The 1,151-nt window shown below is 55.7% G+C and carries 1 protein-coding gene; it reads left to right on the top strand.

Annotated features, from left to right (window positions below):
* The coding region (gene tuf, locus BN1125_RS10445) for an elongation factor Tu (RefSeq protein ID WP_052446137.1) at positions 1-1,151 on the top strand (1,151 nt) is incomplete at both ends.

Genomic DNA, 1,151 nt, shown 5'->3' with positions numbered 1-1,151 from the left:
AAACCGCACGTTAACGTGGGTACCATCGGCCACGTTGACCACGGTAAAACCACCCTTACTGCAGCTATCACCAACGTGCTGGCCAAGCACTTCGGTGGTAAAGCTTTCGCCTTCGACCAGATCGACAAGGCACCGGAAGAGCGTGAGCGTGGTATCACCATCAACACCTCCCACGTAGAATACGACACCGAGACTCGTCACTACGCACACGTAGATTGCCCGGGTCACGCCGACTACGTTAAAAACATGATCACCGGTGCTGCCCAGATGGACGGCGCGATCCTGGTAGTAGCAGCGACTGACGGCCCGATGCCGCAGACTCGTGAGCACATCCTGCTGGGTCGTCAGGTTGGTATCCCGTACATGATCGTGTTCATGAACAAGTGTGACATGGTTGATGACGAAGAGCTGCTCGAACTGGTAGAGATGGAAGTTCGTGAACTACTGACCGAGTACGACTTCCCGGGTGATGACCTGCCGGTAGTTCGTGGTTCCGCGCTGAAAGCGCTGGAAGGCGACGCGGCATGGGAAGAGAAGATCATCGAGCTGGCTGGCCACCTGGATACCTACATCCCGGAGCCGGAGCGCGCGATTGACCTGCCGTTCCTGATGCCTATCGAAGACGTATTCTCCATCGCTGGCCGTGGTACCGTAGTAACCGGTCGTGTAGAGCGCGGTATCGTTAAAGTTGGTGAGACCGTAGAAATCGTTGGTATCAAAGATACCGTTTCTACCACCTGTACCGGTGTTGAAATGTTCCGTAAGCTGCTGGACGAAGGTCGTGCAGGCGAGAACATCGGCGCACTGCTGCGTGGTGTTAAGCGTGAAGACGTAGAGCGTGGTCAGGTACTGGCCAAGCCGGGCTCAATCAAGCCGCACACCAAGTTTGAATCTGAAGTGTACGTACTGTCCAAAGAAGAAGGTGGTCGTCATACCCCGTTCTTCAAAGGCTACCGTCCGCAGTTCTACTTCCGTACTACCGACGTGACCGGTACCATCGAACTGCCGGAAGGCGTAGAGATGGTCATGCCGGGCGACAACATCAAAATGGTTGTTACCCTGATTGCACCGATCGCAATGGACGACGGCCTGCGTTTCGCAATTCGTGAAGGTGGCCGTACCGTCGGCGCCGGTGTTGTAGCCAGCGTAAT

It is taken from the genome of Aeromonas fluvialis (assembly GCF_000819885.1).
GTDB classification, from domain to species: domain Bacteria; phylum Pseudomonadota; class Gammaproteobacteria; order Enterobacterales; family Aeromonadaceae; genus Aeromonas; species Aeromonas fluvialis.
This window is presented reverse-complemented; position numbering and strand designations above follow the sequence as displayed.